Consider the following 433-nt stretch of genomic DNA (forward strand, 5'->3'; position numbering starts at 1 on the left):
TCCTTGGCCTTGTTGCGATGTTCCGTAAAGCCGGTCAATTGATTGAATATGCCGGACAGCGAGCCTTCCTCACTCATCTCTTTCAGCCCTTCAAACGTCGCATCCGCCACCACTTCCCCTTTCACCAGCAGCACGATGCGGTTGCTGATTTTCTCTACCAAGTCCATGATATGCGACGAATAAAAAATCGTTTTTCCTTGCGCCGCTAATTGCGACAGAATTTCCTGGATCACCATCATGCTATTGGCATAAAAAAAAAAAAAATATTACGATAATTCATAAACGATCGTCCACATTTCACTACAAATATATCACCACATTAACCACCTAAAAAATTATTAACATGAGCGACATAATCCTGGCTATTAAACAACAACAGGTCATTACATGCTGGTGAATGTAAACAATAAACATATACGCTGAACACACTTAG

At 40.9% G+C, this 433-nt stretch carries 1 pseudogene; it reads right to left on the reverse strand.

The annotated features are described in order from the left end of the window. A pseudogene (locus tag BHE18_RS00010) lies at positions 1-248 on the reverse strand (ABC transporter ATP-binding protein); the annotation flags it as partial. Positions 249-433 lie beyond the last annotated feature (185 nt).

This window comes from Rossellomorea aquimaris, from assembly GCF_001877785.1.
GTDB classification, from domain to species: domain Bacteria; phylum Bacillota; class Bacilli; order Bacillales; family Bacillaceae_B; genus Rossellomorea; species Rossellomorea aquimaris_A.